This is a genomic window from Pseudomonas wadenswilerensis (assembly GCF_900497695.1).
GTDB lineage: Bacteria > Pseudomonadota > Gammaproteobacteria > Pseudomonadales > Pseudomonadaceae > Aquipseudomonas > Aquipseudomonas wadenswilerensis.
The window spans coordinates 289,813-308,209 of sequence record NZ_UIDD01000011.1; the positions used below are offsets into that span (position 1 = coordinate 289,813).

The 18,397-nt window shown below is 62.1% G+C and carries 20 protein-coding genes and 1 tRNA gene; 12 read left to right on the forward strand and 9 right to left on the reverse strand.

The window, feature by feature from the left end:
* Window positions 1–2: 2 nt before the first annotated feature.
* The 6 genes from CCOS864_RS24215 to hemA form a co-directional block, all read right to left on the reverse strand.
* Window positions 3–521 (reverse strand): acyloxyacyl hydrolase, encoded by a 519-nt coding sequence (locus tag CCOS864_RS24215; RefSeq protein ID WP_115088750.1) that lies wholly within the window; start codon window positions 519–521, stop codon window positions 3–5.
* Between the two features lie 115 nt (window positions 522–636).
* Window positions 637–1,437, reverse strand: a complete 801-nt coding sequence (gene murI, locus CCOS864_RS24220; RefSeq protein ID WP_115088751.1) for a glutamate racemase — start codon at window positions 1,435–1,437, stop codon at window positions 637–639.
* Window positions 1,430–2,185, reverse strand: a complete 756-nt coding sequence (locus CCOS864_RS24225) for a molybdopterin-synthase adenylyltransferase MoeB (RefSeq protein WP_115088752.1) — start codon at window positions 2,183–2,185, stop codon at window positions 1,430–1,432. Before CCOS864_RS24225 ends, murI begins: the two co-directional genes overlap by 8 nt.
* Window positions 2,179–3,009 (reverse strand): peptide chain release factor N(5)-glutamine methyltransferase, encoded by an 831-nt coding sequence (prmC, locus tag CCOS864_RS24230; protein WP_115088753.1) that lies wholly within the window; start codon window positions 3,007–3,009, stop codon window positions 2,179–2,181. Before prmC ends, CCOS864_RS24225 begins: the two co-directional genes overlap by 7 nt.
* The gene (prfA, locus tag CCOS864_RS24235) at window positions 3,010–4,092 is read right to left on the reverse strand and encodes a peptide chain release factor 1 (protein WP_115088754.1); all 1,083 of its coding nucleotides are present in this window, start codon (window positions 4,090–4,092) and stop codon (window positions 3,010–3,012) included. It lies immediately after the preceding gene.
* A complete protein-coding gene (gene hemA / locus CCOS864_RS24240) occupies window positions 4,089–5,366 on the reverse strand; it encodes a glutamyl-tRNA reductase (RefSeq protein ID WP_115088755.1) in 1,278 nt (425 codons plus the stop codon). The genes prfA and hemA overlap by 4 nt, the downstream gene beginning before the upstream one ends.
* 176 nt (window positions 5,367–5,542) lie before the next feature.
* On the opposite strand from hemA, the gene CCOS864_RS24245 reads away from it, so the two are divergent.
* The 9 genes from CCOS864_RS24245 to ppk2 all read left to right on the forward strand — a co-directional run bounded on the left by CCOS864_RS24245 (window position 5,543) and on the right by ppk2 (window position 13,340).
* Complete coding sequence (locus tag CCOS864_RS24245) at window positions 5,543–7,267, forward strand: tetratricopeptide repeat protein (RefSeq protein ID WP_115088756.1); 1,725 nt, start codon at window positions 5,543–5,545, stop codon at window positions 7,265–7,267.
* A 4-nt stretch (window positions 7,268–7,271) separates the two neighbouring features.
* The gene (lolB, locus tag CCOS864_RS24250; RefSeq protein WP_115088757.1) at window positions 7,272–7,889 is read left to right on the forward strand and encodes a lipoprotein insertase outer membrane protein LolB; all 618 of its coding nucleotides are present in this window, start codon (window positions 7,272–7,274) and stop codon (window positions 7,887–7,889) included.
* 3 nt (window positions 7,890–7,892) lie between these two features.
* Window positions 7,893–8,744, forward strand: a complete 852-nt coding sequence (gene ispE, locus CCOS864_RS24255) for a 4-(cytidine 5'-diphospho)-2-C-methyl-D-erythritol kinase (RefSeq protein ID WP_115088758.1) — start codon at window positions 7,893–7,895, stop codon at window positions 8,742–8,744.
* A 34-nt stretch (window positions 8,745–8,778) separates the two neighbouring features.
* Window positions 8,779–8,853 (forward strand) — tRNA-Gln (locus CCOS864_RS24260).
* A gap of 48 nt (window positions 8,854–8,901) precedes the next feature.
* A complete protein-coding gene (locus tag CCOS864_RS24265; protein ID WP_010225730.1) occupies window positions 8,902–9,843 on the forward strand; it encodes a ribose-phosphate pyrophosphokinase in 942 nt (313 codons plus the stop codon).
* Window positions 9,844–9,981: 138 nt separating this feature from the next.
* The gene (locus CCOS864_RS24270) at window positions 9,982–10,581 is read left to right on the forward strand and encodes a 50S ribosomal protein L25/general stress protein Ctc (protein ID WP_115088759.1); all 600 of its coding nucleotides are present in this window, start codon (window positions 9,982–9,984) and stop codon (window positions 10,579–10,581) included.
* A gap of 77 nt (window positions 10,582–10,658) precedes the next feature.
* Window positions 10,659–11,243 (forward strand): aminoacyl-tRNA hydrolase, encoded by a 585-nt coding sequence (pth, locus tag CCOS864_RS24275; RefSeq protein ID WP_038997179.1) that lies wholly within the window; start codon window positions 10,659–10,661, stop codon window positions 11,241–11,243.
* Between the two features lie 21 nt (window positions 11,244–11,264).
* The gene (ychF, locus tag CCOS864_RS24280) at window positions 11,265–12,365 is read left to right on the forward strand and encodes a redox-regulated ATPase YchF (protein ID WP_115088760.1); all 1,101 of its coding nucleotides are present in this window, start codon (window positions 11,265–11,267) and stop codon (window positions 12,363–12,365) included.
* A 165-nt stretch (window positions 12,366–12,530) separates the two neighbouring features.
* The gene (gene ppk2, locus CCOS864_RS24285) at window positions 12,531–13,340 is read left to right on the forward strand and encodes a polyphosphate kinase 2 (RefSeq protein WP_115088761.1); all 810 of its coding nucleotides are present in this window, start codon (window positions 12,531–12,533) and stop codon (window positions 13,338–13,340) included.
* Window positions 13,341–13,361: 21 nt separating this feature from the next.
* Here the strand turns inward: ppk2 and CCOS864_RS24290 are convergent, their stop codons facing one another.
* Together CCOS864_RS24290 and CCOS864_RS28290 are read right to left on the reverse strand one after the other, a co-directional pair.
* Complete coding sequence (locus CCOS864_RS24290; RefSeq protein ID WP_115088762.1) at window positions 13,362–14,531, reverse strand: MFS transporter; 1,170 nt, start codon at window positions 14,529–14,531, stop codon at window positions 13,362–13,364.
* 124 nt (window positions 14,532–14,655) lie between these two features.
* Window positions 14,656–14,799: a hypothetical protein gene (locus tag CCOS864_RS28290; RefSeq protein WP_166675727.1), complete on the reverse strand. Its 144-nt coding sequence runs from the start codon at window positions 14,797–14,799 to the stop codon at window positions 14,656–14,658.
* A 105-nt stretch (window positions 14,800–14,904) separates the two neighbouring features.
* Here CCOS864_RS28290 and CCOS864_RS24295 point away from each other — a divergent pair, with 105 nt between their 5' ends.
* Entirely contained in the window at window positions 14,905–15,462 is a 558-nt protein-coding gene (locus CCOS864_RS24295; protein ID WP_115088763.1) for a hypothetical protein, read from the forward strand.
* A 7-nt stretch (window positions 15,463–15,469) separates the two neighbouring features.
* Here the strand turns inward: CCOS864_RS24295 and CCOS864_RS24300 are convergent, their stop codons facing one another.
* Entirely contained in the window at window positions 15,470–16,687 is a 1,218-nt protein-coding gene (locus CCOS864_RS24300) for an MFS transporter (protein WP_115088764.1), read from the reverse strand.
* A gap of 174 nt (window positions 16,688–16,861) precedes the next feature.
* On the opposite strand from CCOS864_RS24300, the gene CCOS864_RS24305 reads away from it, so the two are divergent.
* Together CCOS864_RS24305 and CCOS864_RS24310 are read left to right on the forward strand one after the other, a co-directional pair.
* Window positions 16,862–17,383, forward strand: coding sequence for an RNA polymerase sigma factor (locus tag CCOS864_RS24305; RefSeq protein ID WP_052251588.1), 522 nt, complete (start codon window positions 16,862–16,864; stop codon window positions 17,381–17,383).
* A complete protein-coding gene (locus tag CCOS864_RS24310; protein ID WP_115088765.1) occupies window positions 17,380–18,321 on the forward strand; it encodes a FecR family protein in 942 nt (313 codons plus the stop codon). The genes CCOS864_RS24305 and CCOS864_RS24310 overlap by 4 nt, the downstream gene beginning before the upstream one ends.
* Window positions 18,322–18,397 lie beyond the last annotated feature (76 nt).

Genomic DNA, 18,397 nt, shown 5'->3' on the forward strand with positions numbered 1-18,397 from the left:
AGTCAGAGCGGCATACGGTAGTGCAATGCGTAACTTTCTACACCATCGTTGGGCGTTTGCAGCCCGGCGTTGGAGTAGTGAATGGCGCGCACACCAACTTCGTGGCCACCGGCAAAGCGCAGGCCGAAGCCGATACGGTCTTCGAACTGGAAGGAGGAGCCAAGTTTGTTGCTCTCAACTTCGGTACTGGAGAACGCGGCGACACCAATACCGGCTTCGATGTAGGGCTTGACTGACTCACCGGCGAACTCATAAACAAACACCGGCGCAAACGACAGGCTGTGGTTACTTGCCGTCTCGTCGCCATCCCAGTAGGTGTAGGCACCATCCCAATAGCCGGTAATACGGCCTACGCTGGTTTGCCACCAGCTGGCATCCCAGTTCGATTGCAGGCCCAGCCGATAGGTCATGGTCGAGTCGCCGGTCTGCCCGATCGAGAACGAAACGTCCGCTGCTTGAGTTGTGAAAGATTGCCCCAGGGTAACGGCTGCAAGAGCAGCCAAGCAAAGCAGTTTCTTCATGAGAAACGTCCTATTTCCTAATGCTGTTGTTGGTTTTCTTGTCTCACCAGACAATAAATAGAAATCGGCAACGTTGCGTTAGTTCAGTCAATGTTGAGTGCTTTTCACACTTTTTTTACATTGCAAAGCTTCGCACACTGTCAGATTTATTCCACAACATTGGAAGGATCTTTCTCATATGTTCGGGGCTGGCGCTGGTCCAGAATTGCGCATCCCGAGCAGGTCCCGTGGCCAGCAGCTCGCGCTCACCCAGAAGGCGCTGTAATTGCCGGGCAACCGCGGCGCCGGTATCGATGATCGCCACCGAGGCCGGGAGCATTTGCGCCAGCAAAGGCTTGAGGAAGGGGTAATGGGTACAGCCCAGGATCAGGGTGTCGCAGCCGGCATCGAGCAAGGGTTTCACATAGCCTTGCAGCAGCTCGCGCACCACCGGGCTGTTCAAGTCGCCAGCCTCGATGCACTCCACCAGCCCCGGGCAAGGCTGGGTGACGACGCGAACGTCGTTGGCAAAGCGATCAAGCAAGGCGACGAATTTGGCGCTTTGCAGGGTGCCGGTGGTGGCCAGCACGCCAACGACACCGCTGCGGGTCGCGGCAGCGGCGGGTTTTACCGCCGGCTCCATACCCACTATCGGCCAGTGTGAATACTGTTCGCGCAAATCTGCCACCGCCGCCACTGTCGCGGTATTACAGGCCAGGACCATGGCCTTGGCGCCCTGTGCACGGAAGAACTCGGCAACCACACGGCAACGCTGGCGGATGAATTCCGGCGACTTCTCGCCATAGGGAATGTACCCGCAGTCGCCGACATACAGCAGCGACTCATTAGGCAGCAGGCGCTGGATCTCGGCCAGTACCGACAGGCCGCCGACCCCGGAATCGAAAACGCCGACCGGCGCCGCCGCAGCTTCAGTCATGATGCTCGCCACAGACACTGCAGCCTGGGTCACGCTTGACCCGCAGCTCACGGAATCGGCTACCGAAGGCATCGATCAACAACAGGCGCCCCACCAGCGGCTCACCGAAACCGGCCAGCAGCTTCAAGGCCTCGAGTGCTTGCAGGCTGCCGACCAGGCCGACCAGCGGGCCAAGCACACCGGCTTCGCTGCAGGTCAGCTCGGCTTCGCTGCCATGCCCGTACAGGCAGTGGTAGCAGGGGCTTTCCGGGCGGCGCGGGTCGAACACCGACAACTGCCCTTCCAGACGAATTGCCGCGCCGCTGACCAGCGGCTTGCCCTGGGCTACACAGGCGGCGTTGACCGCTTCGCGGGTGGCGAAGTTGTCCGAGCAATCCAGCACCAGGTCCACGACCTTGACTGCCTCGGCCAGGGAGTCTTCGTCCAGGGCACTGCGATGAGCCTGCAAGGTGATTTCAGGGTTTATTGCAGTGAGGCGTGCAAGCGCCGAGTCGACCTTGCTCAGGCCCACCGAAGCGGTGTCATGCAGTACCTGGCGCTGCAGGTTCGTGACGTCCACCGTGTCGAAGTCAGCCAGGTGCAACTCGCCAACGCCAGCCGCCGCCAGGTACAGCGCCACGGGCGAACCGAGGCCGCCGAGGCCGACGATCAGCACCCGACTGTTTTTCAGGCGCAGCTGACCGTCGATATCTACCTGCGCCAGGAGGATCTGCCGGCTGTAGCGCAACAGTTCCTGATCGGTCAGCACGACAGCCGCCCCAGGGTGATGCGCTCGTGGGCGTTGAGGTCCAGGCGGCTTTCAATCTGTTCGAAGTCATGTTTGGCCAGCAGCTCGCGCACCGCGGCGGCCTGGTCGTAACCGTGCTCGAGCAGCAACCAGCCACCGGGCAGCAGGTGCTCCGGCGCCTGGCTGATGATGCTGCGCAGGTCATCCAGGCCGTCTTCGCCGGAGACCAGCGCGCTGCTTGGCTCAAAGCGCACGTCGCCGGCCACCAGGTGCGGGTCGGCGGCGGCAATGTACGGCGGGTTGCTGATGATCAGGTCGTAGCACTCGCCTGCCAGGGCATCGAACCAGTGACTGCTCCGCACCGTCACGTTGTTCAACTGCAAGCGCTGGCGGTTGCGCTCGGCCAGGGCCACGGCTTCGAGGACGCGGTCAACGGCGGTGACCTGCCACAGCGGACGTTCGCTGGCCAGGGCCAGAGCAATGGCGCCGGTGCCGGTGCCAAGATCGAGCAGTTTGACGGCGCTTGCCGGCAACAACTGCAGGGCGGTTTCAACCAGCAGTTCGGTTTCCGGCCGTGGGATCAAGGTATGCGGGGCCACCTCCAGGTCGAGGTTCCAGAACCCCTGCTGACCGAGGATGTAGGCCACCGGCTCGCCGGCACGCCGACGTTGCAGGTAGTCGGCAAAGGTCAGTGCCGCTTCGCTGCTGACAATCCGCTCCGGCCAGGTGTGCAGGTAGCTGCGCGACTTGCCGATGGCCGCAGCCAACAGCAGTTCGATATCCAGACGCGCCGTCGGCGAATCCGGCAGCTCCGCACCACGGAGCAAGCTGGCAATAATCGTCATTTACTCACCCAGTGCAGCCAGTTGGTCAGCCTGGTATTCGGCCAGCAACGGCTCGATAACCGCGTCGACCCCACCGGCCAGAACGTCATCCAGGGAATACAGGGTCAGGTTGATGCGGTGATCGGTCACCCGCCCCTGTGGATAGTTGTAGGTACGAATTCGTTCGGAACGGTCACCCGAGCCGACCAGCAGCTTGCGCTCGCTGGCCATGGCATTCTGCGCCGCGCTGGTCTGGATGTCGTTGAGCTTGGCCGACAGCCAGGACATCGCCCGGGCACGGTTCTTGTGCTGGGAGCGTTCTTCCTGGCACTCGACGACGATGCCGGTGGGCAAGTGGGTGATACGGATCGCCGAGTCGGTCTTGTTGATGTGCTGACCACCGGCACCGGAGGCGCGGTAGGTGTCGACACGCAAGTCCGCCGGGTTGATCTCGATCGCTACCTGCTCGTCAGGCTCGGGCAGCACCGCCACGGTGCAGGCCGAAGTGTGGATACGGCCCTGGGATTCGGTTTCCGGTACGCGCTGAACTCGATGAGCACCGGACTCGAACTTCAGCTTGCCGTAGACGCTGTCGCCTTCGACCCGGGCGATGATTTCCTTGTAACCGCCATGCTCGCCTTCGTTCTCCGAGAGAATCTCCAGGCGCCAGCCACGCTTTTCGGCGTAGCGCGAATACATGCGGAACAGGTCGCCGGAAAAGATCGCCGCTTCGTCACCGCCGGTCCCGGCACGGATCTCCAGAAACACGTTGCGCCCGTCGTTGGGGTCCTTGGGCAGCAACATGCGCTGCAGCTGGTTTTCCAGCAGCGCCAGTTGCTCCTTGGCTTCGCGCACTTCCTCAACGGCCATTTCGCGCAGGTCGGGGTCGCTGTCCTTGAGCAGCGCCTGGGCGCCGGCCAGGTCATCCTGGACCTTGCGCCACTGGGCGTAGGCAACGGCTACCGGCTCGACTTCAGCATATTCACGGGAATAGGCGCGAAAGCGAGTCTGGTCGGAAATCACCTCGGCATCGCCCAGCAGGGCGGTCAGTTCCTCGAAACGGTCCTGGAGCGTGTCCAGTTTATTCAGCAGCGACGCTTTCATTGCGGGGTTTTATCCGTCGAACCCTCGGAGAGGGCAAAGAGTTCCTGGGCCATGGCCAGCGCATCGAGGCGGCCTTCGGCAGAGAGCTTTTTCAGCTGCACGCTGGGCGCATGCAGCAATTTGTTGGTCAGGCCACGGGCCAGTTGCACCAGCACTTCGTCGGCGCTGGTACCGTTGGCCAGCAGGCGCTGGGCCTTTTGCAGTTCTTCGTCGCGCAGGCGTTCGCTCTGCTGACGATAAGCCTTGAGTACATCCACCGCAGCCAGCTCGCGCAGGCGCAGCATGAAATCTTCGGCGCCCACCGAAACCAGCTCTTCGGCGGCCTGGGCAGCGCCCTGGCGGCTCTTGAGGTTCTCGGCGACCACTTCATGCAGGTCGTCGACGGTATACAGGTAGACGTCGTCCAGCTCGCCAACCTGCGGCTCGATATCCCGCGGCACGGCAATGTCGACCATGAAGATCGGCTTGTGCCGGCGCTGCTTCAGCGCGCTTTCCACCGCGCCCTTGCCGAGGATCGGCAACTGGCTGGCGGTGGAGCTGATGACGATATCGCTGTTGACCAGCTCCTGGGGAATGTCGGCCAGCAGTACCGCATGCGCACCGAATTGTTCGGCCAGGGTGCTGGCCCGCTCCAGGGTGCGGTTGGCCACGACGATGCGGCGCACCCCCTGCTCGTGCAGGTGGCGGGCGACCAGGGTAATGGTTTCACCGGCGCCGATCAGCAGCGCCTGGCTACGACCCAGGTCACTGAAGATCTGCTTGGCCAGGCTCACCGCGGCAAAGGCTACCGACACCGGGTTTTCGCCGATGGCGGTGTCGGTGCGTACCTGCTTGGCGGCACTGAAGGTGGCCTGGAAAAGCCGCCCGAGCAATGGGCCGATGGTCCCGGCTTCGCGGGCCACGGCATAGGCCGACTTCATCTGCCCGAGGATCTGCGGCTCGCCGAGCACCAGCGAGTCAAGCCCGGAGGCCACCCGCATCATGTGCCGCACGGCATCGTGATCTTCATGGATGTAGGCGCTGGCGCGCAGTTCATCCAGGCTCAGTTGATGATATTCGGCCAGCCAGCGCAGGATACTCTCTGCGCCCAGGTGGTCCTGCTCTATATAAAGCTCGCTGCGGTTGCAGGTCGAAAGGATCGCGGCTTCGCGGCTGGCGGTCAGTCGGCAGAGCTGCTGCAAGGCGTCCACCAACTGCTCAGGGGTAAACGCCACGCGCTCGCGTACGTCTACCGAGGCAGTCTTATGGTTGATACCGAGGGCAAGAAAGGCCATGCAAGGTCGCTGATTGTGACGAGAAGCCGATAATTGTCCTACTTCGCAGGGCGTAGAACAACCACCGCTCGCTATTGTCTCTATAGTCTACCCCTACCGAGACCTTCGCTTATGGGTTTGCCCCGGCGCTTGTGTCATGATGATCCGACCGCTGGTAAGCCGCCCAAATCCCGATTATGAATAGATCCTACGCGTTGCTCCTTGCCCTTGCCTTGCTCCAGGGCTGCCAGACCCTGGCTCCGAGTTCACCGGATGCCAAGGCGCCTGCAGATGCCGCTCCGGTGCAACCGGCCAAGCCCACCGTCTACGGATCGTTCAGCCAGGACACCGTGTACAGCCTGTTGACTGCCGAACTTGCCGGCCAGCGCGACCGTTTCGACATCGCCCTGGACAACTATGTCAGCCAGGCGATCAAGACCCAGGATCCGGGCATTTCCGAGCGCGCCTACCGCATCGCCGAGTACCTGGGCGCCGACCAGGCCGCCCTGGACACCTCGCTGATCTGGGCCAAGAACGACCCGAACAACCTCGACGCCCAGCGCGCCGCTGCTATCCAGCTGGCCCGCGGCGGCCGCTATGACGAGTCCATGGTCTACATGGAAAAGGTCCTGCAGGGCCAGGGCGACACGCACTTTGATTTCCTCGCGCTGTCAGCGCTCGAAACCGACCCGGACACCCGCGCCGGCCTGCAAAACAGTTTCGATCGCCTGCTGGTGAAATACCCCGACAACGGTCAGCTGGTGTTCGGCAAGGCCCTGCTGCTGCAACAGGATGGCAAGGCCCAGGCCGCCCTCGACCTGCTCGAAGAACACCCGCCCGAGGCTGGCGAGATTGCCCCGGTACTGCTGCGCGCCCGCCTGTTGCAAGGCCTGGAGCGCGGCAAGGAAGCCCTGCCGCTGCTGCAAAAAACCATTCGCCAGTACCCGGACGACAAACGCCTGCGCCTGACCTATGCGCGCATGCTGGTCGAACAGGATCGCCTGGCTGACGCCAAAGCCGAATTCGTCAGCCTGGTCCAGCAGTACCCGGATGACGACGAACTGCGTTACTCGCTGGCCCTGGTCAGCCTGGAAACCAAGGACTGGGACGAAGGCGCCGGCTACCTCGAAGAGCTGATCGCCCGCGACAGCCATGTCGATTCGGCACACCTGAACCTGGGCCGCATTCATGAAGAGCGCAACGACCCCGAAAGCGCCCTGAACGAATACGCCCTGGTCGGCCCCGGTAACGACTATCTGCCGGCGCAACTGCGCCAGGCCGATATCCTCATCGCCAACGGCCGCAGCGCCGAGGCCTCGCGGCGCCTGGCCGCAGCCCGCGACGCCCAGCCCGACTACGCCATCCAGCTGTACCTGATCGAAGCCGAAGCCTTGGGCAACAACGACAAGGACGCCCAGGCCGGGCAGGTTCTGCAGCAGGCGATCAAGCAGTACCCGGACGACCTCAACCTGCTCTACACCCGGGCCATGCTGGCGGAAAAACGCAACGACCTGACCCAGATGGAAAAGGATCTGCGCAGCATCATCAGCCGCGAGCCGGAAAATGCCATGGCCCTCAACGCCCTTGGCTACACCCTGGCAGACCGCACCAGCCGTTACGCCGAAGCCAAGGCGCTGATCGACAAGGCTCACCAGATCACCCCGGACGATCCGGCGGTGCTCGACAGCCTCGGCTGGGTCAACTACCGCATGGGCAACCTTGACGAAGCCGAGCGCCTGTTGCGCCAGGCCCTTGAGCGTTTCCCCGACCACGAGGTCGCCGCTCACCTGGGTGAAGTACTCTGGGCCAACGGCAAGCGCCGCGAAGCCCGCCAGGTCTGGGCCAAGGCCTTCGAAGCCCAGCCCGACAGCCCCATCCTGCGCAAGACCGTCCTGCGCCTGACCGGATCCGAGACTCTATAAGCCTATGTTTTTGCGCCACTGCATCACCTTTTGCCTGATCGCCCTGCTTGCCGGCTGTGCCGGCTTCGGCTCCCGCGAGGCCCTGCGGGGCGAGGGCAGCCCACAGCTGTGGCGCGAGCACAAGCAACAGCTGAGCACCCTCGATGGCTGGCAGATCAACGGCAAGGTCGGTATCCGCGCGCCGAAAGACTCCGGCAGCGGCACGCTGTTCTGGCTGCAACGCCAGGATTACTACGACATCCGCCTGTCCGGACCGCTGGGCCGCGGCGCCGCACGCCTGACCGGGCGCCCCGGCGGCGTCACCCTCGAAGTCGCCAACCAGGGCCGCTTCGAGGCGCAAAGCCCGGAAGCCCTGCTCGAAGAACAACTGGGCTGGGAGCTGCCGATTTCGCACCTGGTCTGGTGGATTCGCGGCCTGCCCGCCCCCGACAGCAAGAGCCAGCTGACCCTCGACGGCGACAGCCGCCTGGCCAGCCTCAAGCAGGACGGCTGGGACGTGCAGTACCTGAGCTACGCCGAACAGAACGGCTACTGGCTGCCCGAGCGCATCAAGCTGCACGGGCAAAACCTCGACGTGACCCTGGTGGTCAAGGACTGGCAACCACGGCAACTGGGCCACTGATCTATGAACACTGCAACCCTGACCCTGCCGGCACCGGCCAAGCTCAACCTGATGCTGCACATTCTTGGCCGCCGCCCCGACGGTTACCATGAGCTGGAAACCCTGTTCCAGTTTCTCGACCATGCCGACGAGCTTTCCTTTGCCCTGCGCGAAGACGGTGAAATTCGCCTGCACACCGAGATCGACAACGTTCCCCATGACAGCAACCTGATCGTCAAGGCCGCGCGCAAGCTCAAGGCCCTGACCGGTTGCAGCCAGGGCGTGGATATCTGGCTGAAGAAAATCCTGCCCATGGGCGGCGGCATTGGCGGCGGCAGCTCCGACGCCGCCACCACCCTGCTCGGCCTCAACCATTTGTGGCAACTGGGCTTGAGCGAAGACCAACTGGCCGAGCTGGGCCTGACCCTGGGTGCTGACGTACCGGTTTTTGTCCGTGGCCATGCGGCGTTCGCCGAGGGCGTGGGCGAGAAGCTGACCCCGGTCGACCCCGAAGAGCCCTGGTACGTCGTGCTGGTCCCGCAAGTATTTGTTAGCACAGCAGAAATTTTTTCAGATCCGCTGTTGACACGTGATTCCTTGCCCCTTAAGATGCGCCCCGTTCCCAAGGGAAACAGTCGAAATGACTGCCAACCGGTGGTAGAGCAGCGTTACCCAGAGGTACGCAAATCGTTGAATTTGTTAAACGAATTCACTGATGCTCGGCTTACCGGAACTGGAAGTTGTGTGTTTGGGGCCTTCCCAAACAAAGCTGAAGCTGATAAAGTTTTGGCCCTTCTTGCAGAGACCCAAACAGGGTTTGTAGCTAAGGGAAGTAACATTTCGATGTTGCATCGCGCGCTGCAGAGTCTGCTCTAGGAATCGAGCACCAGGTGCTCGCAGCAACAGATACAGGGGCGTCGCCAAGCGGTAAGGCAGCAGGTTTTGATCCTGCCATGCGTTGGTTCGAATCCAGCCGCCCCTGCCATTTTCCTTATACTCATCCAGGTATACCCTCAGCCTTCAGGTACTGCGCGTGTCCAAGATGATGGTCTTTACGGGGAACGCTAACCCCGATCTGGCTCGGCGTGTCGTACGTCAGCTGCATATCCCACTGGGTGATGTTTCTGTCGGAAAATTCTCCGACGGCGAAATCAGCACTGAGATTAATGAAAATGTTCGTGGTAAGGACGTTTTCATCATTCAGCCGACTTGCGCGCCAACCAACGATAACCTGATGGAACTGGTAGTGATGGCCGATGCCTTCCGCCGCTCCTCAGCTTCCCGAATCACTGCCGTGATTCCTTACTTCGGATATGCCCGCCAGGATCGCCGTCCGCGTTCGGCGCGTGTAGCTATCAGCGCCAAAGTCGTCGCTGACATGCTCACCGTCGTAGGTATCGACCGTGTTCTCACCGTCGACCTGCACGCTGACCAGATCCAGGGTTTCTTCGATATTCCGGTAGATAACATCTACGGCTCCCCCGTTCTGGTGGATGACATCGAAGACCAGCGTTTCGAGAACCTCATGATCGTGTCCCCGGACATCGGCGGCGTCGTGCGTGCACGTGCTGTTGCCAAGTCCCTGGGCGTTGATCTGGGTATCATCGACAAACGCCGTGAAAAGGCCAATCACTCCGAAGTGATGCATATCATCGGCGACGTCGAAGGACGTACCTGTATTCTCGTCGACGACATGGTCGACACCGCCGGCACCCTGTGCCACGCGGCCAAGGCCCTGAAAGAACACGGCGCTGCCAAGGTTTACGCCTACTGCACGCACCCTGTCCTGTCGGGTCGGGCGATCGAGAATATCGAGAACTCCGTGCTGGACGCACTGGTGGTGACCAACACCATCCCGCTGTCCGCTGCAGCACAAGCCTGTGACCGTATCCGTCAACTGGATATCGCACCGGTTGTTGCCGAAGCGGTTCGCCGCATCAGCAATGAAGAATCGATCAGCGCGATGTTCCGCTGAGGGTTTTACCCTCGCGAACCTCTCGTTGACGAAAAGCGCCCCGCCCCAACACTGGTTGTTGGGGCGGGGCTTTTTTGCCCACCCCGTTTGGCGCTGGTCGCAAACGCCTGCGGGAGATGGCTATTTTGGAGATACAAAATGACTGATTTCACTCTGAACGCCCAAGCGCGTACCGACCTGGGGAAAGGTGCGAGCCGCCGCCTGCGTCGTCTCGCCGCCCAGATCCCTGCCGTTGTTTACGGTGGTGACAAAGAAGCGCAATCCCTGACCATCGTGGCCAAGGAAATCGCCAAACTGTTCGAAAACGAAGCTGCTTACAGCCACGTTATCGAACTGAACATCGACGGCAAGAAAGAAAATGTCGTTGTTAAAGCGATGCAGCGTCACCCAGCCAAGCAGTTCATCCTGCACGCTGACTTCGTCCGCGTTGTTGCTGGCCAGAAACTGACCGCCAAAGTCCCTGTGCACTTCATCAACGAAGAAGCTCCGGTCAAGAAAGGCGGCGAGATCTCCCACGTTATCAACGAGATCGAAGTTTCCTGCGAAGCCAAAGACCTGCCTGAGTTCATCGAAGTCGACCTGGCCAACGCCGCCGTCGGTGCGATCATCCACCTGTCGGACCTCAAAGCTCCGAAAGGCGTTGAATTCGTCGCTCTGGCTCACGGTAACGACCTGGCTGTTGCCAACGTTCACGCTCCGCGTGTTGCGCCTGAAGCTGCAGAAGGCGCTGCTGAGTAATCTACTCGGCACGCCGGTGTTGACCGGGTTACAGCGCCCAGCGCTGTAACCCACAACTCCAAGGAAGAGCCCCTGACGTGACCGCCATCCAACTGATCGTCGGCCTGGGAAACCCCGGCCCCGAATACGAACAGACCCGGCATAACGCAGGGGCTCTTTTCGTAGAACGCATTGCCAGCGCCCAGCGCGTCAACCTGACGGCTGATCGCAAATATTTCGGCCTGACGGCAAAATTCAGCCATCAGGGCAACGACGTTCGTCTTCTAATTCCGACCACCTACATGAACCGCAGCGGCCAAGCCGTTGCTGCACTGGCGAATTTTTTCCGCATCCCGCCAGATGCCATCCTGGTGGCCCACGACGAACTCGACCTGCCTCCCGGCGTCGCCAAGCTCAAGAAGGGCGGCGGCCATGGCGGGCACAACGGGCTGCGCGACATCATCGCCCAGCTCGGCAACCAGAATGACTTTCACCGTCTGCGGCTTGGCATCGGCCACCCGGGTGACAGCAGCAGGGTCTCCGGTTTCGTCCTCGGCAAGGCGCCACGCGCCGAGCAGGAGAAGCTGGATGCCAGTATCGATTTTGCCCTCGGCGTGCTGCCGGACATCCTCGCCGGCGACTGGACGCGTGCGATGAGAGAGCTGCACAGCCAAAAGGCCTGACTCCACGAAGAGGGATTCACCATGGGTTTCAATTGCGGCATCGTCGGCCTGCCCAACGTCGGCAAGTCCACCCTGTTCAACGCCTTGACCAAATCCGGCATCGCCGCTGAGAACTTCCCGTTCTGCACCATCGAGCCGAACAGCGGCATCGTGCCGATGCCTGATGCGCGCCTGGACGCCCTGGCGGCCATCGTCAAGCCGAACCGCGTGCTGCCGACCACCATGGAATTCGTCGACATCGCCGGCCTGGTCGCCGGTGCCTCGAAAGGTGAAGGCCTGGGCAACAAGTTCCTCGCCAACATCCGCGAGACCGACGCCATCGCCCACGTGGTGCGCTGCTTCGAAGACGAGAACGTGATTCACGTCTCCAACAGCGTCCACCCCAAGCGCGACATCGAGATCATCGACCTGGAACTGATCTTCGCCGACCTCGACAGCTGCGAGAAGCAACTGCAGAAGGTTGCGCGCAACGCCAAGGGCGGTGACAAGGATGCCCTGGCACAGAAAGCCATCCTCGAAAAACTGATCCCGCACTTCACCGAAGGCAAGCCAGCGCGCAGCCTGATGAAGAACATGGCGGACGACGAGAAGGCCCTGATCCGCGGCTTCCACCTGCTGACCAGCAAGCCGGTGATGTACATCGCCAACGTTGCCGAAGACGGTTTCGACAACAACCCGCACCTGGACGCGGTCCGCGCGATCGCCGAAGAAGAAGGCGCGATCGTGGTGCCGGTGTGCAACAAGATCGAAGCTGAAATCGCCGAGCTCGACGACGGTGAAGAGAAGGACATGTTCCTCGAAGCCCTGGGCCTCGAAGAGCCAGGCCTGAACCGCGTGATCCGCGCCGGTTACTCGCTGCTCAACCTGCAGACCTACTTCACTGCCGGCGTGCAGGAAGTCCGCGCCTGGACCGTCCGCGTCGGCGCCACCGCCCCGCAAGCAGCCGGCGTGATCCACACCGACTTCGAGAAAGGCTTCATCCGTGCCGAAGTGGTCGCCTATGACGACTTCATCCAGTACAAGGGTGAAGGCGGCGCGAAGGAAGCCGGCAAATGGCGTCTGGAAGGCAAGGACTACATCGTCAAGGACGGTGATGTGATGCACTTCCGCTTCAACGTCTGATCCGCTCCCTGGGTCCTGCCGGATCCGGATGAGCCCGAAACCCCTTGAGGCTATGCTTCAAGGGGTTTTTCTTTGCCTGCGTTGCGTACAAACGCTGGCCAATACCCAGGTCTATACTCAAAGCCGCATTCAAACGCCTCCCGTCCACAGACCAGGTATTGGCGCATGGCTAAGAAGAAGGAACAGCAAAGCAACAACGAACGCCTCCCGCGCAAGGAGTACGAGCAAGCGCTCAAGGCCCTGCACGTCGAGCTGGTCAAATTGCAGCAGTGGGTGGTGGCCAAGGGCCTGAAAGTCTGCATCGTCTTCGAAGGTCGCGACGGTGCCGGCAAGGGCGGCACCATCAAGGCCATCAGCGAACGCGTCAGCCCGCGGGTGTTTCGCGTGGTGGCGCTGCCAGCGCCGACCGAGCGGGAAAAAAGCCAGATGTACGCCCAGCGCTACATACAGCACATGCCCTCGGCCGGGGAAGTGGTGATCTTCGACCGCAGTTGGTACAACCGCGCCGGCGTGGAGCGGGTGATGGGATTCTGTACCGAGGAGCAGGCCAGCAAGTTCCTTTCGGTGGTGCCATTGTTCGAGAAGATGCTGGTCGATTCCGGTATCGTTCTCATCAAGTACTGGCTGGAAGTAAGCCCCCAAGAGCAGGAACGGCGCCTGAAAGAGCGCATCACCGACGGGCGCAAGATCTGGAAACTGACCCCGATGGACCTCAAGTCCTTCACCCGCTGGGACGACTACACCCGTGCGCGGGATGACATGTTCGCCGCCTCCGATACCTCCTGGGCCCCCTGGTATGTGGCCGTTTCCGAGGACAAGCGGCGGGTGCGCCTGAACATTATCAGTCACTTTCTCAAACAGGTGCCCTACGAGGACATCACCCAAAAGCAGAAGATCGAGTTGCCCAAGCGCGGCAAGATCGGGCGCTACAAAAGCACCCGCTACACCTCGCGCATGGTTCCCGAGCGTTTCTGAAAGGCACCTGGCACGCGAGTTCTACGCCGCGCCCTGATCGGCGCGCTGAGCCCGGAATGCACGACGCCGGGCACTGCGAGCGAACACCACGAACAGCGCCGCCATGGCCGTCAGCGCCATCGGCAGGCCATGGGGCGCAACGTCCATGGCCGCGCCGCTGAGCAATGGCCCGAGCAGGCTGCCGACGCCCCAGAGCAAGCCAACGCTGGCATTGGCGGTGACCAGGTCCTGGCCCTTGAACTGCTGGCCGATCAGCACCAGCGCGAGGGTATAGACCCCGCCCGCCACCGCGCCGAGCACCACCAATGCCGGCCACAGCAACCATTGCATGCCGATCAGCCACGGTAGCGCCAGGCCAATCAGCATCGCCACCACGCCACATACCAGGTGCACGGTGGTGCGTTCGCAGCGGTCGGCCAGCCAGCCGATCGGCAACTGGAAAAGCATGTCGCCGGTGAGGATCACCGTCACCATCAACGCCGCGACGCCCACTGCGTAGGCATGGTTGGTGGCATACACCGGCAGCAGCGAAAGAATCACCGCGTCGAAGAACGAGAAGAACAGCACGCCCATGCACAAGGCCGGCGCCACGCGGAAAAAGCCTGCCAGGGAAAAGCTCTTGCCGCCCTCCTCGCCATGCTCGACATGATCATTGGGTACCGTCAGCACAATGCACAGCAGCGCCAGGCCGTAGCAGGCAGTCACCACTGTCGTCACCCAGGTACTGTGCGCCCCGAGCAACGCCAGCATCGCCGGGCCGAGCATCTGGAACCCGGTGAATGCGGTAGCGTACAGGGCCATGATCTTGCCACGGTTGTGCTCCGGGCTCAGCTCGTTGACCCACGACTCGCCGAGGATGATCGCGATACCCATGCCGATACCCAGCCCCAGGCGCAACACGCCAAGCAGGTAGATCGAAGAAAAAGCCCATTCGAGCAGGCCGATGCTCAGGGTGCACAGGCCGAAGCACAGCAGGTAGATGGTGCGCCGGGTCAAGTGCCGGCAACAGGCATCGACCATGAACGCTGAAAGCATCATCCCTGCCGCCGGAATCGCCGAGACAACACCAATCTGCAAGGTACTGGCACCGCCGTCGAGCAAGCGCAGCGACACCAGCGGCAAGCTCGCCCCGAGGCTGAAACCGACCACCGAGACAGCAAACAACAAGCCCAGCAACAAACGCGTATTCATCACAACTCCAGACTCACCGGCGCAGGCACGACATCGCACCTGCGCAGGCGCATACATGACCGTAAAAAAGATTCGGATACAGGCGCGCCAGCCACGGCAAAACGCCGGGCATGCAGCCGCCAGGTCAGGAGGTGTGACGGTGAGGCGAGAAGGTAAAGGCGAACAGCACGCTGCGCCGACGCTTGAGCACCGTGTCACACGGCCAGTCGCACACCACGGTCTGGATAACAGCCGGCTGGATTGCGCGAGGACGGGAAAAGCGGTTCATGGGTCGACTACAGGCAAAAAGGAAGGTCGGCACTCTAGGTGAAGCCCGGGCCAGACGTCAATCTCGCCGTGCTACTCTCGCGCCATCATGGAAGAGGATCAGCGCATGTCCGAGCATCATCAGTTCATTTTCCCCCGCTATCGCCACCTGCCCGCAACGGACTGGAAAGCCCTGGAGCGACAGCTGCTGGCGCGCGGCTGGCTCGAGCCCGCTGCGGCCGATGCCCTGGATGAAACCGGCGACAGTGATGACAGCCTCTGGTGCAGCCCGCTGTACCGGCCGAGTGCCGAGCTGTTCCGGCGTCTCGGGATCGAAGCGGACCCCGCGCAGATCGTGCGCCTCTTCGAATTCGAGCCCGGCCAGCCGTTTGTCTGCGCCGGCGAGAACTTCACCTTGCCCGCGCAGTACCAGCAAGCTCAGGTGGCCGAAGAAACCTTCATGCAGTTCATGGGCGACGCCATCGAAGCGCCACACACGACATGGCGCAGCCCTGTGGAGGGTACCGCCTACTACCTGATGGACCTGGATTGGAACTTCAGCTTCGGCGTTGGCGAGCAAGTACTGCGCAGCGACCGCCTGAACCGCGCCGAAGCCGAACGCCTGGCGGCACTGATCGGCGAGCTGGCCGGGCAGCCGATGAGCTGCGCCCACCGGCATCGCTGATGGGGCCTCAGCGCTTGCCGGTGGACGGCAGGAGGATTGCCAGCAGGCCGAACAGCGGCAGGTACGAGCACAGGCTGTAGACGTACTCGATGCCCTTGAAGTCGGCCAGGTACCCCAGCAGGGCTGCACCGATGCCGCCAAAGCCGAACATCAGGCCGAAGAAGATCCCGGCGATCATGCCGACATTGCCCGGCACCAGCTCCTGCGCGTAGACGACGATGGCCGAGAACGCCGAGGCGAGGATGAAGCCGATGATGACGCTGAGCACGCTGGTCCAGAACAGGTCGACATAAGGCAGCAGCAGGGTGAAGGGCGCCACGCCGAGGATCGAGAACCAGATCACCGCCTTGCGCCCGATACGGTCACCGATCGGCCCGCCGAAGAAGGTCCCGGCCGCTACCGCGCCGAGGAACAGGAACAGGTGCAACTGCGAGCTGGCCACCGAGAGGTCGAACTTCTCGATCAGGTAGAACGTGAAGTAGCTGGTGAAGCTGGACATGTAGAAGTACTTGGAGAACACCAGCAACCCCAGCACCACCAGGGCGCCGATCACCCGCTGGCGCGAAAGGCCGTGGGTGGCGCGCTGGCCCTGCTTGGCCTTGAACAGGTTCAGGTGTTCCTTGTACCAGCGGCTCAGGCCATAGGTGACCAGCACGGCACAGACCGCGAACAGGCCGAACCACACCACATTACCCTGGCCGAAGGGAATGATGATCGCCGCCGCCAGCAACGGGCCGAAGGCGGAGCCGGCGTTGCCACCGACCTGGAAGGTCGATTGCGCCAGGCCAAAACGCCCACCCGAGGCCAGCCGGGCGATACGCGAGGTTTCCGGGTGGAAGGTCGACGAACCAATGCCCACCAGCGCCGCCGCCAGGAGGATCATCGGGAAGCTGGCGACATAGGCGAGCATGACGATACCCACCAGGGTGCACAGGGTGCCCAGCGGCAGCAGGTTCGGCATCGGTTTGCGGTCGGTATAGAAACCCACCCAGGGCTGCAGCAACGAGGCGGTGATCTGGAACGTCAGGGTGATCATCCCGACCTGGGCAAAGGTCAAACCATAGTTGGCCTTGAGCAGCGGGTAGATCGACGGCAGTACTGACTGGATCAGATCGTTGATCAAGTGCGCCAGGGCACAGGCGGCGATGATGCGCATCACCAGCGGGCTGCTCTGGGCAGTCGCGGTGCTGGCGGGTGACGTTGACGAGGCAGTGCTCACAGCCATGACAAAAGCTTCCATCCGGTGGGCGGGATCCAATTATCCAGAAATCGTTAGCAAGCGCACTATTCTTTTCGACCAACGTACTTTCGACGCACTTGTTAATAATTCTCAATAACGTTAGCATCGGCTGCGTTTTCACAGACTCCACTGCCTGCCTATCCGAGGCCCGCATACGCCATGTCCGACGACCAGGACAACCGCAGCCTGTCGCTGCTCTATCAGCATCATCGCAGCGAACTGCTGGCCTTTCTGACCCGCCGCGTGCGCTGTCGGGAAACCGCCCGCGACCTTCTGCAAGATGCCTTTGTCCGGCTGATGCACAGTGAGCGCGGCGAGGTTGGCAACCTGCGAGCCTTTTTGTATCGCATCGCCAACAACCTGAGCATCGACCATGCTCGGCGCAGCCAGGTACGTGGGGTCAATGACGAGCAGGCGCTGGAGCAACTGCTCAACGAAACCTCACCCGAGCGCAGTGCCGTGGCCGGAAACACCCTTGACCATCTTGAACGCCTGATCGACGGCCTGCCCTCGCCGACCCGCGAGGTGTTTCTGCTCGCCCGGGTCGAGCAATTAAGCTACAAGGACATCGGCGCACGCCTGGGGCTCGACCCGCGTGCGGTCGAGCGTCATTTGAACAAAGCCCTGAGCCATTGCGCCGCGGCTGCCCTGCATAACCGAAACAAGACTGACCTGCCATGAACCCATCGCCAAATTCCTCCCAGCCGACCGAACCTGGCGACCGGGACCAGCAAGCCCTGGACTGGTTTACCCGGCTGCGCGCCGACGACCTCGGCGCCGAGCAGCGCCAGGCCTTCGAACAGTGGCGCCAGGACCCGGAGAACGCCCGCACCTTTGCCGAAGTCGAGCTGTTCTGGCAACAGCTGGAACTGCCGGCACGCCGCCTGCACAAGATCGAACGCCGCGCGGCACCACGCTCCTGGGGCGGTTGGGCAGTGGCCGCCAGCGTCTTGCTGATCAGCGGCCTGGTGATGCTGCAACTGCCGTTGCTGCAGCGCCTGAACAGCGATGTCGCCACCGCCGTTGGCGAACGCCGGCAGATTCAGCTGGCCGATGGCTCGCGGCTGACCCTCGACAGCGCCAGTGCCGTCGATGTCGACCTGCGCGGCCCCGTGCGCAAGCTGCGCCTGGTGCAAGGGCAGATGTTCATTGAAGTGACCCACGATGGCCGGCCCTTCGTGGTCGATATCGATGATGCTCAGGTGCAGGTGCTGGGCACGCGGTTCTCTGTCAGCCGCGGTCGCGATCACGATGAAGTGGTGCTGCTCAAGGGCAAGGTCGAGGTCAGCAGCGCCGGCGACAAACGCATGCTCGCCCCCGGTGAACGGGTGACCCTGAGCGGCAGCCGCCTGGACCAGGTCGAGAAGGTCGACGCCGAACGCCTGCTGGCCTGGCGCGACGGGCAGCTGCGGGTACGCGAGGTACCCTTGCGCAAGGTGCTGGAACAACTTGCCGAGTATCAGGGCAGTCGCCTGCTGTACATCGACGAACAGGTCGGCCGGCGCCCGGTCAGCGGTAGCTTCAACCTCGACCAGGCCGGCAGTGCGATCGATGCCCTGGCGCGCAATCAGAACCTGAGCGTCAGCCACCTGGCCGGCCAATGGATCATCGTGCGCTGAGCCGGTGAATTAATTTTTTTAGTTTTCGGTAATTGCCGTTCCTGCTGCGTCACACCTCCACATAAGAAGCATTATC